The organism is Ruegeria sp. L11 (assembly GCF_056531755.1).
Genome location: NZ_JBQFMI010000006.1, coordinates 42,159 through 59,090 on the forward strand (window position 1 = coordinate 42,159; position 16,932 = coordinate 59,090).

General features: G+C 57.6%; 19 protein-coding genes. 5 read left to right on the plus strand and 14 right to left on the minus strand.

Annotation, left to right across the window (positions count from 1 at the left end; genetic code table 11):
• Positions 1 to 64: 64 nt before the first annotated feature.
• The 8 genes from ACR0CE_RS12420 to ACR0CE_RS12455 all read right to left on the minus strand — a co-directional run bounded on the left by ACR0CE_RS12420 (position 65) and on the right by ACR0CE_RS12455 (position 7,849).
• Positions 65 to 1,297 carry a mandelate racemase/muconate lactonizing enzyme family protein gene (locus tag ACR0CE_RS12420; RefSeq protein WP_480832685.1) on the minus strand — a complete coding sequence of 411 codons (1,233 nt, stop codon included), beginning with the start codon at positions 1,295 to 1,297 and terminating at the stop codon, positions 65 to 67.
• Positions 1,298 to 1,320: 23 nt separating this feature from the next.
• Complete coding sequence (locus tag ACR0CE_RS12425) at positions 1,321 to 2,415, minus strand: Zn-dependent alcohol dehydrogenase (RefSeq protein WP_480488288.1); 1,095 nt, start codon at positions 2,413 to 2,415, stop codon at positions 1,321 to 1,323.
• 82 nt (positions 2,416 to 2,497) lie between these two features.
• On the minus strand, positions 2,498 to 3,697 hold the full coding sequence (locus ACR0CE_RS12430) for a TCR/Tet family MFS transporter (protein ID WP_480484036.1): 1,200 nt from the start codon (positions 3,695 to 3,697) through the stop codon (positions 2,498 to 2,500).
• Between the two features lie 86 nt (positions 3,698 to 3,783).
• Positions 3,784 to 4,500, minus strand: a complete 717-nt coding sequence (locus tag ACR0CE_RS12435) for an alpha/beta fold hydrolase (protein WP_480484035.1) — start codon at positions 4,498 to 4,500, stop codon at positions 3,784 to 3,786.
• Between the two features lie 12 nt (positions 4,501 to 4,512).
• The gene (pcaD, locus tag ACR0CE_RS12440; protein ID WP_480832687.1) at positions 4,513 to 5,301 is read right to left on the minus strand and encodes a 3-oxoadipate enol-lactonase; all 789 of its coding nucleotides are present in this window, start codon (positions 5,299 to 5,301) and stop codon (positions 4,513 to 4,515) included.
• A 60-nt stretch (positions 5,302 to 5,361) separates the two neighbouring features.
• Positions 5,362 to 6,336 carry a threonine ammonia-lyase gene (locus ACR0CE_RS12445; RefSeq protein WP_480832688.1) on the minus strand — a complete coding sequence of 325 codons (975 nt, stop codon included), beginning with the start codon at positions 6,334 to 6,336 and terminating at the stop codon, positions 5,362 to 5,364.
• On the minus strand, positions 6,333 to 7,163 hold the full coding sequence (locus ACR0CE_RS12450) for an alpha/beta fold hydrolase (RefSeq protein WP_480559781.1): 831 nt from the start codon (positions 7,161 to 7,163) through the stop codon (positions 6,333 to 6,335). Before ACR0CE_RS12450 ends, ACR0CE_RS12445 begins: the two co-directional genes overlap by 4 nt.
• On the minus strand, positions 7,163 to 7,849 hold the full coding sequence (locus tag ACR0CE_RS12455) for a haloacid dehalogenase type II (RefSeq protein WP_480832692.1): 687 nt from the start codon (positions 7,847 to 7,849) through the stop codon (positions 7,163 to 7,165). Before ACR0CE_RS12455 ends, ACR0CE_RS12450 begins: the two co-directional genes overlap by 1 nt.
• A gap of 126 nt (positions 7,850 to 7,975) precedes the next feature.
• Here ACR0CE_RS12455 and ACR0CE_RS12460 point away from each other — a divergent pair, with 126 nt between their 5' ends.
• A complete protein-coding gene (locus ACR0CE_RS12460; protein ID WP_480507095.1) occupies positions 7,976 to 8,404 on the plus strand; it encodes an FKBP-type peptidyl-prolyl cis-trans isomerase in 429 nt (142 codons plus the stop codon).
• 33 nt (positions 8,405 to 8,437) lie between these two features.
• Here ACR0CE_RS12460 and ACR0CE_RS12465 read toward each other — a convergent pair whose 3' ends face one another.
• Genes ACR0CE_RS12465 through fabA form a run of 4 tightly spaced genes read right to left on the minus strand, consistent with a single transcriptional unit; the run spans position 8,438 to position 11,243 of the window.
• Positions 8,438 to 8,617: a hypothetical protein gene (locus tag ACR0CE_RS12465; protein ID WP_267366102.1), complete on the minus strand. Its 180-nt coding sequence runs from the start codon at positions 8,615 to 8,617 to the stop codon at positions 8,438 to 8,440.
• 58 nt (positions 8,618 to 8,675) lie between these two features.
• Positions 8,676 to 9,467 (minus strand): enoyl-ACP reductase FabI, encoded by a 792-nt coding sequence (locus tag ACR0CE_RS12470; RefSeq protein WP_480488276.1) that lies wholly within the window; start codon positions 9,465 to 9,467, stop codon positions 8,676 to 8,678.
• Between the two features lie 5 nt (positions 9,468 to 9,472).
• Positions 9,473 to 10,702 carry a beta-ketoacyl-ACP synthase I gene (gene fabB, locus ACR0CE_RS12475; RefSeq protein ID WP_267366100.1) on the minus strand — a complete coding sequence of 410 codons (1,230 nt, stop codon included), beginning with the start codon at positions 10,700 to 10,702 and terminating at the stop codon, positions 9,473 to 9,475.
• Positions 10,703 to 10,733: 31 nt separating this feature from the next.
• Positions 10,734 to 11,243 carry a bifunctional 3-hydroxydecanoyl-ACP dehydratase/trans-2-decenoyl-ACP isomerase gene (fabA, locus tag ACR0CE_RS12480; protein ID WP_267366099.1) on the minus strand — a complete coding sequence of 170 codons (510 nt, stop codon included), beginning with the start codon at positions 11,241 to 11,243 and terminating at the stop codon, positions 10,734 to 10,736.
• Between the two features lie 188 nt (positions 11,244 to 11,431).
• Here fabA and irrA point away from each other — a divergent pair, with 188 nt between their 5' ends.
• On the plus strand, positions 11,432 to 11,848 hold the full coding sequence (gene irrA, locus ACR0CE_RS12485; protein ID WP_267366106.1) for an iron response transcriptional regulator IrrA: 417 nt from the start codon (positions 11,432 to 11,434) through the stop codon (positions 11,846 to 11,848).
• Here the strand turns inward: irrA and ACR0CE_RS12490 are convergent.
• Positions 11,826 to 12,749 carry a LysR family transcriptional regulator gene (locus ACR0CE_RS12490; protein ID WP_480488272.1) on the minus strand — a complete coding sequence of 308 codons (924 nt, stop codon included), beginning with the start codon at positions 12,747 to 12,749 and terminating at the stop codon, positions 11,826 to 11,828. The genes irrA and ACR0CE_RS12490 overlap by 23 nt on opposite strands.
• Positions 12,750 to 12,832: 83 nt before the next feature.
• On the opposite strand from ACR0CE_RS12490, the gene ACR0CE_RS12495 reads away from it, so the two are divergent.
• Positions 12,833 to 13,630: a phytanoyl-CoA dioxygenase family protein gene (locus tag ACR0CE_RS12495; RefSeq protein WP_480832695.1), complete on the plus strand. Its 798-nt coding sequence runs from the start codon at positions 12,833 to 12,835 to the stop codon at positions 13,628 to 13,630.
• Positions 13,631 to 13,636: 6 nt separating this feature from the next.
• Here ACR0CE_RS12495 and ACR0CE_RS12500 read toward each other — a convergent pair whose 3' ends face one another.
• Positions 13,637 to 14,500 (minus strand): hypothetical protein, encoded by an 864-nt coding sequence (locus ACR0CE_RS12500; RefSeq protein ID WP_480832697.1) that lies wholly within the window; start codon positions 14,498 to 14,500, stop codon positions 13,637 to 13,639.
• 122 nt (positions 14,501 to 14,622) lie between these two features.
• Here ACR0CE_RS12500 and miaB point away from each other — a divergent pair, with 122 nt between their 5' ends.
• Entirely contained in the window at positions 14,623 to 15,942 is a 1,320-nt protein-coding gene (miaB, locus tag ACR0CE_RS12505) for a tRNA (N6-isopentenyl adenosine(37)-C2)-methylthiotransferase MiaB (protein WP_480488266.1), read from the plus strand.
• A 172-nt stretch (positions 15,943 to 16,114) separates the two neighbouring features.
• Positions 16,115 to 16,879: an outer membrane protein gene (locus ACR0CE_RS12510; RefSeq protein WP_480832699.1), complete on the plus strand. Its 765-nt coding sequence runs from the start codon at positions 16,115 to 16,117 to the stop codon at positions 16,877 to 16,879.
• The last annotated feature ends 53 nt before the right edge of the window (positions 16,880 to 16,932 follow it).

The following is a 16,932-nucleotide window of genomic DNA, read 5'->3' on the forward strand; positions in this document are numbered from 1 at the left end:
GTGTCACGTTTTGACCGTTGTGTCATTAATCTTGGGTTAATATGCCTCAAACACGTCTGTGTTGTCACCCCTCGGTTGCAGGGGCACCGCCCTGAAAAGCATTGCCGTTAACATAATCGCAGGGCTCTTCCTGCATTTGCAGATGCAAGCCGCGACCTTCATACGGATGCGCGCGCGCCAGTTCTTCGTCGATGTCGATCCCAAGGCCCGGATCGGTCGGAGCGATCACGAAGCCGTTCTCTACCTGAATGGAGCCTTTGATAAGCTGATTATGGAACGGTGTTTCGATGGTTTCCAGCAACAGCAGGTTCGGGATCGACGCGGCCAGGTGGACATTGGCGGCCCATTCGACCGGTCCTGCATAAAGATGTGGCGCCATCTGAGCATTAAATATCTCTGCTATGGCGGCGACTTTCTTCATCTCCCAGATTCCGCCGGCACGCCCCAGCGCCGGTTGCAGGATTTCCGCAGCCCCGGCGCGCAGAACGGCTCCGAACTCGGCCTTGGTTGTCATGCGCTCTCCGGTGGCGATGGGGATACGGACGTTGCGGGCGACACGGGCCATGTCTTCGATCATATCGGGTGGCGTGGGTTCTTCGAACCATAGGGGCTGGTACGGTTCCAGTGCCTGCCCCAGCCGGATGGCCCCGGCCGTGTTGAACTGCCCGTGTGTGCCAAACAGCAGGTCAGCCTTGTCCCCTACCGCTTCGCGAATTGCCTTGCAAAAGGCGACGGACATGGAAATGTCACTCATCGCGGGCATGTGGCCGCCACGGATTGTATAAGGGCCCGCCGGGTCGAATTTCACGGCGGTATAGCCGCGCCGCACCATTTCGGCAGCTGTTTCACCCGCTTGTTCGGGAGAGGTCCAGAAGTTGGTCAGATTGTGATGCGGCAAAGGGTAGAGGTAAGTGTAGGAGCGAATTCGTTCGTTCACCTTGCCGCCCAACAGCGCATAAACCGGGCGGTCGCGATCCTTGCCCAGAATATCCCAGCAGGCGATCTCTAACCCCGAGAATGCGCCCATCACCGTCAGGTCGGGGCGCTGCGTGAAACCGCTGGAATAGACGCGACGGAACATAAGTTCGATGTTCTCGGGGTTCTCGCCCAGCATGTGCCGTTCGAACACATCCCGAATGACGTGGCGCATCGCCTCGGGTCCGACGGACGAGGCATAGCATTCGCCCCAACCGGTGATGCCGGTGTCAGTCGTCAGCTTAACCAATATCCAGTATCGCCCCCCCCAACCCGGAGCGGGTGGGGCGGTGACGATGATGTCGAGATCCTGCAGTTTCATCTCAGTTTCTCCGGGCCGGGGGATCAGGTTCTGTCGAACAGGATCACGTTGCGCTTGGCAGATCCGGTTTTGGTATCGGCAATGGCCTCGTTGATCTGGTCCAGCGACCAGCGGCCCGAGATCAACTCGTCCAGTTTCATCCGACCTTGCTCGTAGAGGTCGATCATCCAGGGGATGTCCCGCTGAATAACCACATCACCCATTTTCGAGCCGACAACACCCTGACCCAGGGCTGCCAGAACAACCGGTTCATAGCTGGCCATGCTGCCCGAATGCGGCATTCCGATCATGATGGCCTTGCCGCCGCGGCCAAGATAGCGCGGGGCCTGATCATAGGCGGCGATTGCGCCGACAGTGATCAGAACCGCATCGGCGCCGCGCCCGCCAAGGGCATCGAACGCCGCGTTCCAGGGTTCTTGCAAGCTGGCCAGAACGCCATGGGTCGCGCCGAATTCCTTTGCGATTTCCAGCTTTTCTTCGGTCATGTCGACAGCCACGATCCGCCTTGCGCCTGCGATCCGCGCGCCCTGAATAGCGTTCAGGCCAACGCCGCCGGCGCCGATGACCACAACATCCTGACCCGGACGCAGACCGGCCGCGTTTACAGCAGCACCAACCCCGGTGATTACCCCGCAAGACAGAAGGCTAGCCAGGTCTTTGGGCAGGTTTTCGGGGATCCTGACGATTTGCCGATGGCTCACCACAACTTTTTCGGCAAACGCACCGCAGGCCATGGCCTGTTCCAGAGGACTACCGTCAGCCGTTTTTAGCGGGCCTTTGACGGTGTCGTACGGTGTTTCGCAATTTGTCGGGTGCCCTCCGGCACAGGTGGGGCAGGACCCGCACGCGCGGATCAGCGTTACAACCACAGGCTCGCCAATCCTGAAGTCACCGGCGGCCTCTCCAACTGCGGAGATCACGCCTGCGGCTTCGTGGCCGTAAACGGCGGGCAGAAAGCCGCCCCAGGCACCTTCGGCATAGGATATGTCCGAATGGCAGATGGCTACTGCATCCAGCGTCACTTCGACCTCGCCCGTGCCGGGGGGTGCCAGCTGAACCTCTTCGATAACCAAGGGTTCGCCGAATGCCCGGCAGACTGCGGCTTTGATTGTTTGCATGTTTTCCCTCACTTCCGTTGGGCCCACGGTGGCGTGGGAAAGGATTGATCGCAAGGCAGAAACCGTCATGTGTGTGTCGTTGTTAAGCCACGACAGGCGGGGACCGGCGAAATAACACAAACCCGGCCAGCATCAGCGCCAATGCCAGCAGGAACGGAGCACCCGGCAGGTACAGCGGTGTGTCGGGGCGAATGAATTGCGCAAATACGCTGGTCATGACCAAGGGCGAAATGACCATCGAAAGCGCGTGGAGCGCGGACAATACACCCTGCAACTCTCCTTGCTGCGAATCCGGTGTCGCTTTGGACATCATTGCCTGAAGTGCCGGTGTGGTGATTGCCCCGATTGCGGTGATTGGGATGAACAAAAGCGCAATGAACCCGTTGGTCAGAAAGGCCAGAATTGCGAAGCTGAGGATTTCAAAACCCATCCCGTAGATGATGGCGCCCCGCTCGCCGCACAATCGGATTGCGGGGCGGATCAGACCGCCTTGCACAACGGCCATGCCGATCCCGTAGACGCCCAGTGACAGGCCGATCATCTGAGGGGACCAGCCGAACCGCTCGGTGGTGAAAAAGGACCAGATAGCGGGGTAGACGTATATTGAGACCGAATACAGAAAGTAGACCCACAGCATAGGCCGGATACCGGGCAGTGCAGCAATGGCGCGCAGCGAATTCACCGGGTTGGCGCGGCGCAAGTTGAAGGCGCGCCGGGTCTTGTCGGTTACGGTTTCAGGCATCACGAAACAGCCTACGGCAAAGATCAGTGCCACCAGCCCTGCCGCCACCCAAAACGGGGCACGGGTTCCATATTCGCTGAGCAACCCGCCGATCACCGGGCCGAGGACAAAACCCACGCCAAAGGCCGCGCCCAACAGGCCGAAGTTCGCGGCCTTGTCCTTGGGATCGGAGATATCCGCCATGAACGCGGCAGCGGTGGAATGTGTGGCTGCGGTTATACCGCCGACAATACGACCGGCCAGCAACAGCCAGATACTGCCGGCCACGGCCATAACCATATAATCAAGCGCCATGACGAACAGCGACACCAGTAGTACGGTTCTGCGACCATAGGCGTCGGACAGGTTTCCCAGGATTGGACCAAAGACGAACTGCATCGCCGCAAAAGCCGTACTCAGCACTCCGCCCCAGATCGCCGCATTGGCAAGTGAGCTGCCCTGCACGTCTACAATCAGTTGCGGCATGATTGGCATCACCAGACCAATGCCCATTGCGTCGATCATGACGATGCTGAGGATGAAGAGTGATGGCAGGCGCATGGGACTCGGGCAGGTGATCTGTTCGTGGCACCCTAGGCACAGTCACCGAATGTGGGAAGACAGAGTTTTACGTACAATCTGCGGTATCACCCGAATTTGCTTGCCAATTCGCTTAGCAATCCGGCCAGTTCCTGTGGATGCGAGAAAAACGGAGAATGCGAACTGTCGATGGTTAGCCGCAGGTCCTTCGGGATGAACGCGCACATGTCCGCCTGATACTCCGTGGGGATTGTTTGGTCATCCGTGGTGCGGATATAGGCCTTGGGCACTTCGTTGAAATTCGTGCCGACCGGCAGTGGTGTTTCCTGGGGGAGAATGGCCTGTGGGCACAGGCGCGCATAGGCGTAAGGCAGAATATCGTCCGGACAATCGTGATAGAACAGCCTGGGAATGGCATCTACCGACACGGTGTAAGACAGACCGTCTGCGGATTTTTCGACTGCGTGAGCAATGGTTTGCCGTGGCCCGCGCCTGCGCATATCTGCCAGCGAAAGCCCATCGTGAGGCACGTAGGCGCACAGAAAGATCAGGGCGCGCATGGCGTCCGGTCGAGCCTCGGCGGCGGCGCTGATCGGATAGCCGCCCCACGAGTGACCCACGACAATCGTATCGGGCGTGCAGGCGCTCAGAACGGCATCGCGGCAAGTGTCCAGTGTCACCTCGGACACCGGCGTTGGATCCGCACCATGGCTGGGCATGTCGATGGCCCGGGCAGAGTGTCCCAAAGCCTCAAGCGCAGGGATCAGATCGCGCCAGCACCAGGCACCGTGGCAAGAGCCGTGGACCAACAGGAAAGACGCCATTGCTGTTCTCCTTCAGATATGCCCGATATCGGTCAGAAACCGGGTTAGGATTGCTGCGTATTCTGCGGGTTTCTCGACACAGGGCAAATGGCCAGCTTTGCGGATCAGTTCGAACCGCGATCCGGGGATCAGGTCAACAGTTTCGCGCACCAGATCGGGCGGGGTCGAGCCGTCCGTGCTTCCGGCGATGCCAAGTGTAGGCAGGCGCAGGCCGCTTGTGGGTGTATAGAAGTCGGTCCCGGCGATGGCAGCGCAACAGCCCAGATACCCGTCAAGCGGTTGGCTGATCATCATGTCGCGCCATGACAGGTGGTCTTGCGCCGCGCGGAAATCACGAGAAAACCAGCGTTCCATCGTGGCGTCCGCCAGTGCTTCGATCCCACCGCGACGCACTGCGTCGATCCGATCCTGCCAGACTGCGGGTGTGGCGATTTTGGCGGCTGTGTTCGACAGAACCAGCGCACGTATCTGATCCATACGTTTGACGGCCAGTCCCTGTGCAATCATCCCGCCAATGGACAGGCCGACAAAAACGCAGTCGCGAACCTTCAGGTGATCCAGCAGCGCCTCGGCATCGCGGATCAGGGCGCCCATAGAATAAGGCGCCGGGGGAGCCGAGGATTGCCCATGTCCGCGTTTGTCATACCGGATGATGCGCAACCCCTTGGGCAAGTGCGGTAACACGACGTCCCACAGGTGCAGGTTTGTTCCTAATGAGTTGGCAAAAACCAGTGGCGCGCCATCCGCCGCACCATCAACACGGTAATTCAGTTTCACGTCGCCCAGATCAGCGATCATCATGACTCAGGTCCTTGCAGCCCCGGCGTTCCAGGTGCAATTTGCACAGGTTTGGGGTGCCTGTCAGGTCAGGAATTCCAACGCCCTGGCAAAAATATCCGGATCGACGTTACCGCCCGAGGTGACCACGATCACGTCGTCGCCCTCAATCTCGTCGCCCCGGAACAGGGCCGAGGCCAATGCAACAGCGCCGCCGGGTTCCAGCACGATCTTAAGGCGCAGGAAAGCAAGTGCCATGGCCCGCAGCGCCTCGTCTTCGGTGACCGAAATACCGGGCCCGCAAAGACGGTTGAGGATGGGAAAGGTGATGTCGCCGGGTTGCGGTGTCAGGATGGCATCGCAAATATTGCCTGATGCCGCGTTGTTGTTCTGAATCCGTCCCGTTGCCAGTGATCGTTTTACGTCATCGAACCCTTCCGGTTCGCACGGGCGTACCCTTAGGTCGGGGGCGTGTTTTTCAAGCGCCAGCGCAATGCCAGAGGTGAGGCCGCCACCACCACAACAGACCAGAACATCCGCCTGAGAAACCCCAAGTTCCGCTGCCTGTCTGGCGATTTCCAAGCCGGTGGTACCTTGCCCGGCAATCACCTGAGGCTCGTCATATGGCCGGATCAGGGTTAGCCCGCGTTCGGCGGCGATGGTTTCCCCGATCTCTTCGCGGCTTTCGTTTGCGCGGTCGTAAAGAACAACTTCACCCCCAAGCGCGCGGGTGTTTTCGATTTTCAGGTGCGGCGCGTCCGACGGCATGACAATGACCGAAGCAATACCATGTTTCGCCGCCGCCATCGCAACGCCCTGCGCGTGGTTGCCCGAGGAATAGGCAATCACGCCGCGCTGGCGTATGTCTTCGTCCAGCGCGGATATGGCAGACCAAGCCCCCCGAAACTTGAAACTGCCCGTATGTTGCAGGCATTCCGGCTTGACCCAAATCAGGCGCCCGGCGATCGCGTCAAGAAATGGCGACGACAGAATTGGTGTCTCGCGGACATGTCCCTTAAGCCGTTTGGCCGCAGCTTCGATCATTTCAATTGTGCTCATGCAGCGTTCTTCAATACCTTTTTGATGACATCCAGAGATTGAGGCTCATTCAGGAACGGAACATGCCCGCGATCCGGGACTTCGGCCGAGATCAGACCGGGATGCCGCCGATGCATCTCAGCCAGGGTTTCGGCGCTCAGAACGTCCGAGTTCGCGCCCCTGATCGCGCCGCAGGGAATGCTGCGCAGCGCTTCAAAAAACAACCAATAATTGGGTATGGCACCGCTCGCGGCCTGTTCCAGAAGCGCCTTGCGCAGGGCCGGATCATAGCGCAGCGCCAGCCTGTCCCCTTGTTGTTTGTATTGAATTTCGGCCTGTTTGCGCCAGATCTCCAGCGGAACTCCGGGGAATTGCGGTTCCATCACATGTTTCAGGGCAGCAGCAGCTTCGTCATAGGTTTTCGCGGCGGGTTGTGCGCCCACGTAGGCCATGATCTTGGCGATGCCTGACGTCTCGATGACCGGCCCCACATCGTTCAGAATCACACCGGCCAAACGTTCGGGGTGGCTTGCCGCCAACGCCATGGCAATCAGCCCGCCCCGCGAGGTGCCCAGAATGACCGCTTTTTCGATGCCCAGAATATCCAGCAGTTCAATCGCGTCATGGGATTCACGAAAGACGTTGTAATTCATGAAATCGGGGTCGTAGTCCGAGCGACCGCGCCCCCTGTAATCCATAGCAATCATGCGCGGCTCAGTGGCATGTGGTGCAAAATACGAGAAATCCCGGCTGTTTCTGGTCAATCCGGCCAGACACAAAAGCGGCGTGCCCGATCCATGGTCTTCGAAATAGATGCGCTTGCCGTCCGAAGTCGTGAAGTCCGGCATCAAAGACCAGCCAGTTTGGGAATGGTGGTCAAGTCAGACAGTACATGCGCTGGCGTCCACGGCAGCCGGTCCATTGGTTCCCCAATCCGATTGACCCAGGCGGTGACAAAACCATAACCGCTGGCCCCTGCGGCATCCCAGCCGTTTGAACTGACGAACAAGACCTCGTTGCGGGCGCAGTCAAACCTGTTCTGAACCAGATCATAGACACGGGAATGGGGCTTGAAGACCCCAACGCTTTCGACCGACAGCACGTCATCCAGCACATCGCCGATCCCGGCGGATTGAACAGCACCGTCCAGCATGGGCGGTGATCCGTTGGACAGGATGGCAGTCTGCATCCCGCCATCCTTGAGGGCTTTCAGCATGACAGGAACTTCGGGATAGGCCTGTAACTCCCAATAAAGATCCAGCAGGCGTTGGCGCAATTCTGGGTTGCCCTGGAGGCCGGCAGCTTCCAGCGCCCAGTCCAGCCCGTCCTGCGTGACATCCCAAAAATCCGCATGGGCATCCGCCACAGCACGCAGCCATGTGTATTGCAATTGCTTCAGGCGCCAATGCCCCGCGACCTCGGGCCATTTGTCTTTCAGGGCTTCGAACCCCGGCTCGCCTGCTGCCTGCCGGGCGGCGGCCGCAACATCAAACAGCGTTCCGTAGGCGTCGAACACGCAGGTCGTGATTGCCATATGACCCTCCTTTGATTGCGCGCAGGTTGGCACAACGCGAAAGGGGGGGAAAGGGCCAAGGGTTTACAACTTTGTGTCAATCTCTAGGGTTGGCCGCTTAACCCCTAAAAACGGCCGGAGGCCACTATGACCGAAATCAAGCAAGGTGACACGGTTCGCATCCATTACACAGGGACATTGTTGGATGGCAAAGTCTTTGACAGTTCGGATGGGCGCGATCCGTTGGAGTTCGTGGTAGGATCGGGCCAGATCATTCCCGGTCTGGACAGTGCCATGCCCGGTTTGTCCGCAGGTGACAAGAAACGGGTCGAGATTGCCTGCACCGACGCTTACGGCCCGATCAACCCTGCGATGCGTCAGGAAATCCCCCGCGAGGGTATTCCCGAGGATATTCCGCTGGATCCGGGCACTCAACTGCAGATGCAGACACCGGACGGTCAGGCCGTACCTGTGACAGTTGTGGACACCAACGAAGCGACTGTAACCCTGGATGGGAATCATCCGTTGGCCGGACAGGATCTGGTGTTTGAGATTGAAGTCGTCTCGATCAATTGAGACTTAGTTCGGGTTGGAACTCCTGCACGGACTTCAGCCGATCAAAGCTTCAACAGCTGCACGTACCTGTGGCTGGGTGAAAAAGACAAACACCAGCAGCAATGAAGTCAGCGCGAGCAGCAGCACTCTGGCCCGCTGGCTGAGGAAACCGGATTTCTTCCGGCTTTGCACTGACCGTGCGTTGTTTGCAATGATTTGATCTAGCTTGCTCATATCGAAGTCCTGCCGCCCAAAGATGGTGAAATCTTGGCGGCGGCAGGGAAAGATATGGTCACATGAAATCGGGTTGTGGCATGCCCAGAACGTGGAAACCACCGTCAACGCGGATGATTTCACCAGACGTGCAGGCACCCGCATCAGATGTCAGGTAAACTGCGGTCCCGCCAACAGCTTCCAGTGTGGCATTCGAACGCATCGGCGCATTCTGATCACAGAACTTGTATGTCCTGCGCGCTCCGCCAATGGCCGCACCGGCAAGGGTTTTCATCGGCCCAGGTGAGATTGCGTTCACGCGGATACCATCCGGGCCAAGGTCATTGGCCAGATAACGGGTCGCCGATTCCAGCGCAGCCTTGGCAACACCCATGACGTTGTAGTTCGGTACAACCCGGTTTGATCCCTGATAGGTCAGCGTCAGCAGCGAACCCCCATTGTCCTTCATCATCGGATAGGCGCGGCGCGCCACCTCGATGAAAGAATAGGCCGACACGTCCATCGAGTGTTTGAAGTTCGCCCGCGTGGTATTCAGAAACCGGCCTGTCAGCTCGGACTTATCCGAATAAGCAATGGCATGAACAACAAAGTCGATGGTGGGCCAACGCTGAGCCAGTTCACCAAAGGCGCGATCCAGTGACTCGTCGTCGGTCACATCGGCATCCACCATGAAATCGCTGCCAAGGCTTTTAGCGAGAGGTTCCAGCCGTTTGCCGAAAGCCTCGCCCTGATAGGTGAAGGCCAGTTCTGCGCCTGCCTCGTGCATGGCCTTGGCAATGCCCCACGCGATTGAGCGGTCATTGGCCACGCCCATGATCAGGCCGCGCTTACCTTTGAGAAGATCCGACATCACTTTCACCCGTTATACTTAGACAGAATCATGGACCCGTTGGTGCCGCCAAAGCCGAAGCTGTTGGTCATGACACTGTCCAGTCCTGCGTTTTCAACCACTTCAGTTGCAATTTCACCGGGCAAGATGCCTTGGGCGAGTGTGTCGACATTGATCGACGGCGTGATGAAATCATTGTCCAGCATGAGCAGGCAGAAGATCGCCTCAAGCGCTCCTGCCGCGCCTTGCGCGTGGCCAGTCATCGATTTGGTCGAAGAAATCGGTGGCACATTGCCTTCACCGAAGATGCGGCGCACAGCCTCTACCTCGCCTACGTCACCGACAGGGGTCGAGGTTCCATGTGCATTGATATAGCCGACTTTGCGACCTTCGGGCAATGTGGCCAGCGCCAGCCGCATCGCGCGCTCACCGCCTTCACCCGAAGGGGCCACCATGTCGTGGCCATCCGAGGTAGCGGCATAGCCGGTGACTTCGGCATAAATCTTTGCGCCGCGAGCCAGCGCGTGCTCCAGCTCTTCCAGAACGAGGATGCCGCCGCCACCGGAAATCACAAACCCGTCACGGTTCTCGTCAAACGCGCGCGAGGCTTTGTCGGGCGTATCATTGTATTTCGACGACATCGCACCCATCGCATCGAACAGGCACGAAAGCGTCCAGTCCAGTTCTTCGCCGCCGCCAGCAAACATGACGTCCTGTTTACCCAGCATGATCTGTTCGGCCGCGTTGCCGATGCAATGCAGCGAAGTCGAGCAGGCCGAGGTGATCGAATAGTTGATACCCTTGATCTTGAACGCGGTCGCCAGGTTTGCCGAGATTGTCGAGCACATGCATTTCGGCACAGCGAACGGCCCGATCCGCTTGGTTGCGCCGGTACTCAGAACCGTCTGATGCGCGGTCAGCATCGCGCTTGTCGACGGGCCGCCAGACCCAGCCACCAGACCTGTGCGCGGGTTGGCCACCTGATCCTCGGTCAGGCCGGAATCTGCAATGGCCTGAGACATGGCGATATGAGCGTAAGCCGCGCCCGGACCCATGAAGCGCAGCGTGCGTTTGTCCACGTGTTCAGCCACGTCAATCTTGAGCGTACCCGCGATCTGACTGCGAAATCCGTGTTCTGCCATCTGTTCGCTGGCTTCGATCCCGGACTTGCCTGCTTTGAGCGAGGCCAGAACCTCTTGGGCATTATTCCCGATCGAAGATACTACCCCCAGACCGGTGACGACTACTCGACGCATGTGCGCACTCCTTATTTCGGGTCGGTCAGGCTCAGGCCTCGGACAAAACGACCTTCATATCTTTGACATCATAGATCATCTCGCCATCAGCTTCGACGATTCCATCTGCCACACCCATGGTCAGGCGACGTGTCTGAATCGCTTTTTTGAAATCGATTTTATACGTTAGCATCTTGCGGTCTGGACGAACCATACCGGTCAGTTTCACTTCGCCCACGCCGACGGCCATGCCGCGCCCTTGCCATCCGCGCCAACCAAGGTTGAAACCGGTCAGCTGCCATAGACCGTCAAGGCCCAGGCAGCCCGGCATAATTGGATTGCCGGGAAAATGGCAGTCAAAGAACCAAAGTTCAGGGGTGATATCGAACTCGGCCAGCACATGGCCCTTGCCGTGCAGGCCACCGTCTTCCGAGATGTCGGTAATCCGGTCCATCATCAGCATTGGCGGGGCGGGCAATTGTGCATTGCCGGGGCCAAATAATTCGCCGCGGGCGCATTTCAGCAGATCGTCTTTGTCAAAACTGCTTGGGAACTGGGCCATTCTTGCCGCCTCTCCTGCCGTGGGTCCGTTCGTTATATCTGGCCTCGTCTAGCACCCGTTTGCAAGGTCCTGCAAGAGCAGCGGCCACATCATGTTGTGTATGCGGCGTTCTTTGCGAATGAATTTCATTTGAAATTGCCAACCATGCGCTCCTATATATAATGGAAGTAACTATGGGTATCGGATCAATGACACCGCAGAGCGGCGATATAGCAACGGGTTGGCTGGTGAACGCTGGCCTGCGTCCGACGCGTCAGCGCGTGGCGTTGGCCGAGCTTTTGGTGGGCGATGGCCGCCATCGTCACGTCACCGCCGAGAGCCTGTTTGAATCGGCCAAGGCGAATGGCGACGCTGTTTCACTGGCGACGGTTTACAATACCCTGCGCGCGTTTTGCGACGCTGGCGTTCTGCAGGAAATCACCGTGGACGGGTCAAAAAGCTACTTCGACACGAATACGCATGATCACCCTCATTTTTATTGGGAGGATGAGGCGCGCCTGAGTGACGCGCCGTCGGACCAATTGGTGATCCAGCGCCTGCCCGAAGCACCCGAAGGGGTCGAGATTGCCTCGGTCGACGTTGTCATTCGCCTGCGCAAAAAGTAGCGCCAATACCGCCTCTCAAACTCGCCAACAACAAACGTTCAACCTGATCAATCGTTGCGTCAGAGGGCCCTGTTCCGTGGCGCGCAAGTACAACCGATTCAGTTGCGTCCTGATTGCTGATCGGAACACTGACAAGACGTTTATTGTCATAACTGACCGGGCTGAGCGGGCTGGTATAACTGATCCCGATCCCTTCGCCATGGGCGGCAAGACTGCGCTGGATCTCAATCGACGCCGCCCTATGCGCGACAGTCGGGTGCAGACCGTTGCGCCGGAAGAGACTGAGGATGTGTTGGGCCGACCAGCCTTCTGTTGACAGGATCAACGGGTGAGCAGCCAAGTCAGCCAGTGAGACCATGCCCGCTGTCGCCAACAGATGATCCGGTGGCATTAGGGCCTTTGGTTGACTGTCGAACAGTTTTGTTCGTGTGAACCCCGCATCCATTGTCAGCTCATAGGTGATGGCAATATCGATCTGGCCATCAATTAATCTGTTCAGCAGCCCTTCAAAGGAAGCAGCAAAGTATGTGATTGCGATGTTTGGAAAAGTGTCGCGCAAATGGTGCAGGGCGGGTGCCAATAGGAAGGGGGCGAGGTCCGTAAAACACCCCAATCTTAGACGTGTCGTACCCGACGGCGGAGTTTCTGATGACTCGATTTGGGCTGCGCCTTTCAGCAGGGTCTCGGCCTGATCGATGAATTTTCGCCCCTGAGGCGTCAGCGCCATGGCCGAGCCTCGGCGGCGGATGAACAGAGGGTGACCCACATGTGCTTCGACACGCGTCAGGGCTGTAGACAGGGCTGGTTGCGAAACATTCAGGTATTGTGCGGCTGCGGACAGGCTGCCGTGGCGCCCGACCGCGCAAACATATTCGTACTGACGCAGTGAAATATATAACATGAAGTTAATTATAGCTTCGAAAGATATGATTTGAATAGAACACATCTTCAACGCAAAAGATTGGAAAACGAATGGAGACCCGGATGCCTCACCCGCTTGTTACTCAAGAAATGATCACAACTTATCAGGATGATGGCGTCGTTCTGATCAAAGGGCTGTTTGCAGACTATGTGGATCAACTGCGGAAGGGTGTGGCCGCGAATATGGCAGAGCCTGGCCCGTATGCATCAGAAAACAAGAAAGAGGGTCAAACGGGTCTGTTCTTTGACGATTATTGCAACTGGACCCGCATCCCGCAGTTCCGCGAGGTGATCGAAAACTCGCCTGCGGCCGAGGTCGCAGCGGACCTGATGCAGTCTAAAAACGTGCAGGTGTTTCACGACCACGTATTGGTAAAAGAGCCCGGGACATCCATGGCCACGCCCTGGCATCAGGATGGCCCATATTACTTCGTTGAAGGTCAGCAAACCATCAGCTTCTGGTCTCCGCTGGATCCGGTCAGGCAGGCGACGTTGCGCTGTGTCGCAGGTTCTCACCGGTGGGAGAAAGAGGTGCTGCCAACTCGCTGGGTTTCCGAGGAAGGTTTTTTCCCGGATGAAGGGCAGTACATCCCCGTGCCGGACCCGGATGCCGAGGGCATGAAAGTCGTTGAATTCGAAATGGACCCCGGTGACGCCGTTGCCTTCAATTATCGCACCCTTCACGGTGCGCGGGGTAACCACTCGGATAGCCGTCGCCGCGCCTTTTCTCTGCGGTTGGTCGGCGATGACGCACGGTATGTAGAGCGTCCAGGCAGAACCTCTCCACCTTTTCCCGGCCATGGCATGACGCAGGGGCAGCGTCTTCGCGAAGACTGGTTTCCGGTCCTGTTTCAGCGCTGAGACGATTCAGAACCACTGGCCTGATTCGATCAGGCCCAGATCCAGCAGCTGCCGCGAGTGCCATTCAAAAGGCACAGAGTTGCGCCAGCTAAAATTCGGAATGTCAAAAGTCGACCCGGCATTTGTTTTGAGCGCCTTCGCGGCGCGGAAGGAACAAATAGCCGCGGTCATGTTGTGGTGCCATGGGCAGGAATAGGTATTGAATTCCGGCTCATTGAACGTGTGGTCCGATTTCAGGATCAGGCCCTTTTGCGCCTTAAACAGAGCGATGCGGTCGATGCGACGGCGTTCATAGGGAATGTGATCCTCGAACCGCCAGCGTAAGCCACCCGACAGGTCCACCTGGCGGTCCAGCGGTTGGCCGTCAGGGTCGCGGCGTGATTGGGCATAATAACCCGTTTTGTCGAACAAAGCCTGTTCGGGGGCGACACCGTTGGGAAAAGCGGTCAGGTCCTCGGCATAAAGGTCGATGACGTAGCTCAGCATAGCGTTGCGGCGTTCTTCGCTGTGAAAGGCCAGCATCTCAGCAATGCTGCGCGTTTCGCAAAACGGAAAGAACAGGTATTCGGCGTTGTAGCAGTAATACATCCAGATGCCGGGTGCGGCCTGAATTATTCTGTTCAGGGTATCGAAAACCACCGTTCGGGGAACGCACTTCAAGGTGACCCGATGCACCCGGTCGGTCAACGCGGGCTCCAGTCGGAACTCCTGAGGCATGAAGGCGATAACGGATTTGAACCCTAGTTTCAGATGGTGATGCAGAGTACTTTCCAACTCGACCTCATCCTCGGCAAAGACCATCGCAACGGGGCCTTGCGCCATTGCGGGTTGCCCGGCTTTCAGGAAATGGTCGAGGGAATCGTATTGCATCGGCTGTTTTCAGTTTTGTCTTGCTGGAAAGTTCCGCCAAATTCGGGTAATTGCGCCCGCATTGCAAGCGGCGTTCGAAGCATATAGACGACGCCGGTCCAGCGAATGCAAAGGCCCGTCTCATGTCCGAACCGAAGAAGCTGTTTATCAAGACCTATGGCTGTCAGATGAATGTCTATGACAGTGAACGCATGTCCGAGGCGCTGGGCGGGCAGGGCTACGTTGAAACCCAGACCCCCGAAGATGCGGATATGATCCTGCTGAACACGTGCCACATCCGCGAGAAAGCGGCAGAAAAAGTGTATTCCGAACTGGGGCGCTTCAAGGGTCTGAAGGCCGAGAAGCCTGATCTGAAAATCGGCGTGGCGGGCTGTGTTGCTCAGGCGGAAGGCGAAGAGATCATGCGCCGCCAGCCTTTGGTTGATCTGGTGGTAGGTCCGCAAAGCTATCACCGCCTGCCCGAGATGGAGGCAAAGACCCGAGCGGGCGAAAAGGCGCTGGACACGGATTTCCCCGAAGAAGACAAGTTCGAAAAATTGAAAAACCGCCCCAAGGCCAAGCGCGGACCGACGGCGTTTTTGACTGTTCAGGAGGGCTGCGATAAATTCTGCGCCTTCTGCGTGGTTCCTTATACACGCGGTGCTGAAGTCAGCCGCCCAGCCGATCGCATCATCCGCGAAGCCCATGATCTGGTCGAACGCGGGGTACGCGAGATCACGTTGCTGGGCCAAAACGTCAACGCCTATCACGGTGCCGGGGCGAATGGTGACATGACGCTTGCCGGCTTGATCTGGGAACTGAACAAGGTCGACGGGCTGGAACGCATCCGCTTTACCACCTCGCACCCAAACGACATGGCCGACGATCTGATCGAGGCGCATGGCACCTGTGACAAGCTGATGCCTTATCTGCACCTGCCGGTTCAGTCGGGTTCGGACCGTATCCTCAAGCGGATGAACCGTAGCCATACGGCAGAAAGCTATCTGCGGCTGGTCGAACGCATTCGTGCGGCGCGTCCAGATATCGTGATGTCGGGGGACTTCATTGTTGGTTTCCCAGAAGAGACCGAAGATGATTTTCAGGCCACGATGGATTTGGTCGAAGAGGTCAAATACGGCTATGCCTATTCCTTCAAATACTCCACACGTCCGGGAACCCCGGCAGCTGAACGGTCGCAGGTTGATCCGGCTGCGGCAGATGAACGGTTGCAGCGGCTTCAGGCCTTGATCACGCGCCATCAGCGAGAGATTCAGGACGGTATGGTCGGACGCACTGTCCGCGTTCTTTTCGAAAAACCGGGTCGCTTGTCCGGGCAGATGGTTGGAAAGTCCGAATATTTGCATTCGGTGCACGTAAAAGGACCAGAGATCGCCACGGGTGACTTGAGAGAAGTCCGGATCACTGAGTCCGGGGCGAATTCTCTGGCCGGTGAGTTGTTGTAGGTCGGTGTAAACACCTCCCGGACACCATAGTTGGTGTTTGTTTCCAAAATTTACCCTTGATTTATTGCTTGGAACTATGCTCCGAGAGGAGCCATGGTTTTTTGGGCGCAAGGTTCTGCGTCCGCAAATCGGCTGTATGCCGGTCCCGGAAAACGGGATGAGGGAGGTACGAGTGACGACTATCAAGAGCTTTAGGAGCCTGAGCAGGTTGAAAACGCTGACGCTAACTGCCGCTGTTACACTGATTGCCGGCGCATCCATGGCCGGTGATTTGAAAGGTGAGGTAACCGATCCGGAAGTGGTAGGCCCGGAAAGATTCAGCACTGATGTCAGCGCTTTTTACCTGGGACTTACCGGCGGTTATGGGTCTGGTGGGGACGATCGGTTTGGCCTGACAACGCCCAGCAGGCAGTTTGATATCGGTGATCAGGACTTGTCGGGGACATACGGGGGGCTCCGGGGGGGGTGGCGTGGTATTTTACCTGCTACCGGTGGGCGCGACTATGTCTATGGCTTTGAAGTCGGGTATGAATTCGGTTCCCTGGACGACACTGTCAGCAGGCGGATCGGCGGCGTCAATGTGCAAGGCGGAACAGAGATTTCGGATGTTCTGGCATTCCGATTTCGTAATGGTCTGACAAACCGCAGCGGACGAATTCTGTATTTCTTCAGTGTCGGATATCTATGGGGCGATGTGGAAACAACCAACAGCTTGGCATTGGGCCCGACGGTTCAGAATTTCTCGGCGTCAGATCGGCGGAACGGTTATTCGGCAAGCATAGGGGCCGAGCACAAGTTGTCCGACAACTGGTCGATTACGGGCGAATATGAATATGTCCAATTCCAATCAAAAAACGTCCAGTTCAGTTCTGGCTTTTCCACAAAGTCCACACCAAAATACAGCGGTTTGAGATTCGGGCTGAACTATACCTTCTGATGTTCGCCCAATCGGCAACCGATCACCGTTAAATCGGCTGTTATGACATCTCA

What these genes read in the sequence shown, in the direction of transcription:
- ACR0CE_RS12420 (WP_480832685.1), bottom strand. Translation starts at nt 1,297, where the DNA reads ATGAAACTGCAGGATCTCGACATCATCGTCACCGCCCCACCCGCTCCG.
- ACR0CE_RS12425 (WP_480488288.1), bottom strand. Translation starts at nt 2,415, where the DNA reads ATGCAAACAATCAAAGCCGCAGTCTGCCGGGCATTCGGCGAACCCTTG.
- ACR0CE_RS12430 (WP_480484036.1), bottom strand. Translation starts at nt 3,697, where the DNA reads ATGCGCCTGCCATCACTCTTCATCCTCAGCATCGTCATGATCGACGCA.
- ACR0CE_RS12435 (WP_480484035.1), bottom strand. Translation starts at nt 4,500, where the DNA reads ATGGCGTCTTTCCTGTTGGTCCACGGCTCTTGCCACGGTGCCTGGTGC.
- pcaD (WP_480832687.1), bottom strand. Translation starts at nt 5,301, where the DNA reads ATGATGATCGCTGATCTGGGCGACGTGAAACTGAATTACCGTGTTGAT.
- ACR0CE_RS12445 (WP_480832688.1), bottom strand. Translation starts at nt 6,336, where the DNA reads ATGAGCACAATTGAAATGATCGAAGCTGCGGCCAAACGGCTTAAGGGA.
- ACR0CE_RS12450 (WP_480559781.1), bottom strand. Translation starts at nt 7,163, where the DNA reads ATGCCGGACTTCACGACTTCGGACGGCAAGCGCATCTATTTCGAAGAC.
- ACR0CE_RS12455 (WP_480832692.1), bottom strand. Translation starts at nt 7,849, where the DNA reads ATGGCAATCACGACCTGCGTGTTCGACGCCTACGGAACGCTGTTTGAT.
- ACR0CE_RS12460 (WP_480507095.1), top strand. Translation starts at nt 7,976, where the DNA reads ATGACCGAAATCAAGCAAGGTGACACGGTTCGCATCCATTACACAGGG.
- ACR0CE_RS12465 (WP_267366102.1), bottom strand. Translation starts at nt 8,617, where the DNA reads ATGAGCAAGCTAGATCAAATCATTGCAAACAACGCACGGTCAGTGCAA.
- ACR0CE_RS12470 (WP_480488276.1), bottom strand. Translation starts at nt 9,467, where the DNA reads ATGTCGGATCTTCTCAAAGGTAAGCGCGGCCTGATCATGGGCGTGGCC.
- fabB (WP_267366100.1), bottom strand. Translation starts at nt 10,702, where the DNA reads ATGCGTCGAGTAGTCGTCACCGGTCTGGGGGTAGTATCTTCGATCGGG.
- fabA (WP_267366099.1), bottom strand. Translation starts at nt 11,243, where the DNA reads ATGGCCCAGTTCCCAAGCAGTTTTGACAAAGACGATCTGCTGAAATGC.
- irrA (WP_267366106.1), top strand. Translation starts at nt 11,432, where the DNA reads ATGACACCGCAGAGCGGCGATATAGCAACGGGTTGGCTGGTGAACGCT.
- ACR0CE_RS12490 (WP_480488272.1), bottom strand. Translation starts at nt 12,749, where the DNA reads ATGTTATATATTTCACTGCGTCAGTACGAATATGTTTGCGCGGTCGGG.
- ACR0CE_RS12495 (WP_480832695.1), top strand. Translation starts at nt 12,833, where the DNA reads ATGCCTCACCCGCTTGTTACTCAAGAAATGATCACAACTTATCAGGAT.
- ACR0CE_RS12500 (WP_480832697.1), bottom strand. Translation starts at nt 14,500, where the DNA reads ATGCAATACGATTCCCTCGACCATTTCCTGAAAGCCGGGCAACCCGCA.
- miaB (WP_480488266.1), top strand. Translation starts at nt 14,623, where the DNA reads ATGTCCGAACCGAAGAAGCTGTTTATCAAGACCTATGGCTGTCAGATG.